Consider the following 3988-nt stretch of genomic DNA (forward strand, 5'->3'; position numbering starts at 1 on the left):
ATACAACGGTTCGAAACCTGAAGTCCCTCGCGTCCGCCGGTGTTCCCTCACCCGGATGTACCGTGCGGTTGCGGACCATTGAGGTAGCGATATCCCGTACGCGCCCTGAGACTGGCTCGATCGCGACACGACGTCCGGGCTGCCGAATTGAAACGATCTCCCTGCTGGGATGGTTCGGCCCAATCTGGCCGCTTGCCAGCCTCGTCGTGCTGTTCTCCGTCCTGATCCACGGCCTGACGGTCACGCCGCTCGTGCGGCGCCGCGCGCCTCCCGAGGACGCCCGCGCTGACGGGCAGGACCCCCCGGCCTGAGGCCGACAGTGGCACGGCAGTCGTTACGAGGGCGGGAGGCCTCCAGAATCCCGCCAGAACGATGAAGGAGGCCGAGGTCACGGATCAGGTCATACAAGTGATTCAGGTCCTCATGAGACCCACGCAGATGACGGGGATCGTCGGCGAGAGGGGTCGAGGCGCCGGCGGGACGAACTGGAGAGCGGCCATGTCCCATCCAGGATCGTGTTCCCCGTTGCCCGGAGAACGGATTGTGCGGAGCCGGACCGGAGTTCGGGCATCCGGTGCGTTATAGCAGCCTTGCTGCGCCCCCCCGGAGCAGCGCACGCATTGCCGCGATGGCGGGCCCGAGGATCGCACTGCCCGTCGCGCCCGGATCGACCCGCAGGACGCGGATCGGGCCGGGGCCCGTCGGCCGCCACCGATCGGCGTGGCGCAGCCCGGCGGCAGTTACGAGGATCGTCAGCGTCGGCACGCCCAAGGCGGCAGCGATGTGCTGTCCGGCGGAATCGTAGCCCAGATGCGCGTCCGAGGCCGCGATCACGGCCAGGAACGCGCCCGGATCGGCCTGCCACGTCACCACATCCGCCTCCGCGCCCGGGCGGAGGTGACGACCCTCCGGCAGGTGGCGCACCCGTAGGCCCCGGTCGACGAGCGCCGCGTAGAACGCCTCCGTCGCAGCCCGCGCCGAGCCATCCACCCCGCGCGCGAGCAGGACGCGATGCCCGTCCGCGACCAGCGCGACGAGCGCCCCCGCCTCGAACTCCGGCCCGACCCGCTTGGCCGGGTTGCCGCCGAACCCGAACCCCGCGGCGACGAGCCGCCGGCCATCGGCTGTCATCGCGCTCCGAAGCCGTCGCGCCCAGGCAGCGTCCGCGAGACGGAGCGGCAGCGGCGTCGTGGGCGCGGCGGCGCCGAACCGGGCGGCGAGCCAGTCACGGGCGATCTGGCCCAGGCACCCCGCCTCCACCTTGCGGCTCGGCAGGCGCCAATAAGCCGCGCGCGGCCCGGGTGCGAGCAGGCCGAGTTGCGTGAGCCGGGTGTCGGGATCGATCAGGAGCCAGCGCCCCGGCCCCGCCCCGGCCGCCTCCGCCGCGATTGCCTCGCGCAGCCCGACCCAAGCGCCGAGCCGCGCGGCAAGCCCGCCCTGCCGCCCGTAGCCGACCGATACGAACCGCGCGCCGAGGCCTTCGATGACGGGGCGAAGCCTCTCGCGGCCGAACACCACGATTTCCGCTTCCGGCCAGCGCGCGGCCAGCCCGCGCAGCAGCGGGAGCGAGATGGCCAGGTCCGCGCCGAGCGTCCCCCGCGAGATGAGGCCGATCCGGTCCGGCGCGCCCGTCGAGGTGGGGTCGCGCTGGCCCCAAGCGGTGCGAGCGCGCAGATCGGCCTCACCGCCGATCCCCTCTTCCGTCAGCGCCGCGTCAAGCGCCGCGCAGTCAGGGTGCCGCCGGGCCAAGTCGATCACCTGGGCCAGAACGCCCTCGCAGATCAGCGTTCCTCGCCGCGTGAACCCGTCGCAGAGCGGCTCGACCACGCTGCCGAACAGCGCCTCGGTCGCGCCTTCCGCGTCGTCGAGCGCGAGGGCCGTCAGTCGCGCGGTCGCAGCCCGGTCGCCGGTCCGCAAGATGCATGTGGCGAGCGCCGCAGTCGGATGGAACATCTCGATCACGAGACCGCCCTCATCGGCTGAGCGAGCAGCGCGTCCGCGGCGTTGGTCCAGGGCGAGACGAGCAGATAGTCCCCCGGTCCGGACGGTCCCGCAATCGCCCGCGCGGCAGTGTGCGCCGCGCCGGAAACGGGGAGGCGCATGGCCGCATCGCCCGCCGCGAAGCGGTGCGCGCGGACCAGCGCGCGGGTGTACTCGGCCTGATGCATCCGCCGGTCCCCCTTCGGCAGCCGATGGGTAACCGCGCCACCGGCCTCGTCGGGCTCAGGATTTCCTCCGAGTCGATCCGCCAATTCCGATGCAACTGCCTGAACACGGTGTCGAACGGCATGTCGCGCACGCCTCGACCGGCACGTCGTGCAGATTTTCGGACCGATCGAAGCCGGGCAAAAGGGCTGCGATAATCCTTCGGCCACCCCGCGCTTGGCAGCGGGACGATATCGTGCGGCACATGCGACAGCTACCACAGGTAGCTGCCATGCACGTGCCAGATCAGAAGACGGAGCCATTGGGTCATCGCCAAGCAAATTCAAAGGCGAGGTTTTGAGTTGCTCCAGATTGGACCCGAGTACGTTTGCGTACGACGCGGCCGGACAAAGCCCGAGCGCGGCGACGATCTCGAGATACGCCGCTGCGGGCGGCGGTTTTGGGGACGAGAATGGATCGGTCAGCACATCCCTGCCGAACTCCCTCAGGGCGGTGCGATGAGGACCGTGGCCATCCCTTCGATCTCGGTCTATATCCCGGGTCTTGCCGTGGACGTCGGCTCCGGGGGTTGGCCGCGCATGCGAAGCCCGGCTAAACGGAAAGAATAGCCCACTCGGACAAGATGTTAGATGGCGACGCTAACGCGACTTCGGCCGTTCACTGGCGTTCGTCGTATCCGCGACGCACTGTCGTTCCGGCCATCTTCAGGTGATCGCTTCCCCCCGTCGGCGCTGAACAGGTCAGTCACAACCCGCCCCCAACCAAGAAATCCGATGACCGCTTCAGCGGAAAATATCGGGCTCGGCTGGGTCTCCATCCTCGATGCCGTTGCCGTTGCCGCGGTGCTTGATGTGCCGTCGAGCTGGTCTCTCACCGGCTATCTCTGTCTCGGTCATGCCGTGACCGAAAGCGACACACCCCTTCTGCACGAGGTCGGATGGCAAAGGGATACACGGACGGATTGAAAGGTGGTCTGACGGTGGCGTCGTACATGGACAGGATACGCGAAGCCTCCCATGCGGGCCGCGCTTTGCGAGCGCAGCCGACCGACCCGTCGTTTGCGGCCTGCTCTCATGCTTTGCAGGCCATGTCTGAACGGCGTAGGCGGACCCACACGAAATGACCTGGAACGACGAAAAGGGCCGCCCCTTTCGGGACGGCCCAGTCTACCACCGCAGCGTGGTTCCTTATTGCGCCTCGGGCATCGCCTCGAGCTCTTCCTCTGTCGCGTCGATATAGGCGCGGATGTCGCCGGTCTCCGAGGTCAGGATCGACAGACGGTCGAAGGGCACCTGCACTTCCCGCCGACCGAGGCCGAGGAAGCCGCCCATTTCGACAAGGACGCCCTCGATCTGGCCGTCGCTGCTCAGGATCAGATCGCCGATCTCGCCGATATCCTCGTCGTTGACACCATAGAGGTTGGACCCGGTCAGGGACTCGACCTCGAATTCGCCGGCCTGCGCGAGGTTGTAGCCTTCGCGCTCCACGGTCGGACCGCCGAGCTCGACTGGTGTCGTGGTCTCGATTGTGTCGCCTTCCGCAACCGGCATCTCGGTCTCGGCGGTGTCGGTCTCCGCAAGTGCCGGATCGGCGGTGACGTCGGATGCGGGTGCTTCCGGCTCGGTCGATTCCGATTGCGCCACCGTCTCAGGCGCCGGTTCGGTTCCAGTCGGCTCCTCGTCCATCAGCGGCTGCGCGGCGTCATCCTCGGCCGGCTCGGCGCTGGCCTCGTCGATCTCGGGGGCCTCGGACTCGGCACCGGCCTCCTGGAAGGTCACGGTGGGCTCGCCGGACTGGACGAACTCGACCTGCGGCTCGCCGG

General features: G+C 68.8%; 5 protein-coding genes. 2 read left to right on the forward strand and 3 right to left on the reverse strand.

Translation table 11 applies throughout. The features are described from left to right. The coding region (locus Q1B08_RS20975; RefSeq protein WP_299823194.1) for a hypothetical protein at nt 1–311 on the forward strand (311 nt) is incomplete at its 5' end. A gap of 268 nt (nt 312–579) precedes the next feature. On the opposite strand, the gene Q1B08_RS20980 is transcribed toward Q1B08_RS20975, so the two are convergent. After that, nucleotides 580–1962: a hypothetical protein gene (locus Q1B08_RS20980; protein ID WP_299823196.1), complete on the reverse strand. Its 1383-nt coding sequence runs from the start codon at nt 1960–1962 to the stop codon at nt 580–582. Next, complete coding sequence (locus Q1B08_RS20985) at nt 1959–2168, reverse strand: hypothetical protein (RefSeq protein ID WP_299823199.1); 210 nt, start codon at nt 2166–2168, stop codon at nt 1959–1961. Before Q1B08_RS20985 ends, Q1B08_RS20980 begins: the two co-directional genes overlap by 4 nt. A 771-nt stretch (nt 2169–2939) precedes the next feature. Between Q1B08_RS20985 and Q1B08_RS20990 the strand changes: the two genes are divergently transcribed. Then, a complete protein-coding gene (locus Q1B08_RS20990) occupies nt 2940–3131 on the forward strand; it encodes a hypothetical protein (protein WP_299823202.1) in 192 nt (63 codons plus the stop codon). A 222-nt stretch (nt 3132–3353) separates the two neighbouring features. Here the strand turns inward: Q1B08_RS20990 and Q1B08_RS20995 are convergent. Further along, a partial coding sequence (locus Q1B08_RS20995; RefSeq protein ID WP_299823205.1) for a PRC-barrel domain-containing protein occupies nt 3354–3988 on the reverse strand: 635 nt, incomplete at its 5' end.

The organism is uncultured Jannaschia sp. (genome assembly GCF_947494025.1).
In the GTDB taxonomy this organism is placed as follows: domain Bacteria; phylum Pseudomonadota; class Alphaproteobacteria; order Rhodobacterales; family Rhodobacteraceae; genus Jannaschia.

Coding starts and splice junctions, on each gene's coding strand:
- Q1B08_RS20985 (WP_299823199.1), bottom strand. CDS start 2,168: ATGCATCAGGCCGAGTACACCCGCGCGCTGGTCCGCGCGCACCGCTTC.
- Q1B08_RS20990 (WP_299823202.1), top strand. CDS start 2,940: ATGACCGCTTCAGCGGAAAATATCGGGCTCGGCTGGGTCTCCATCCTC.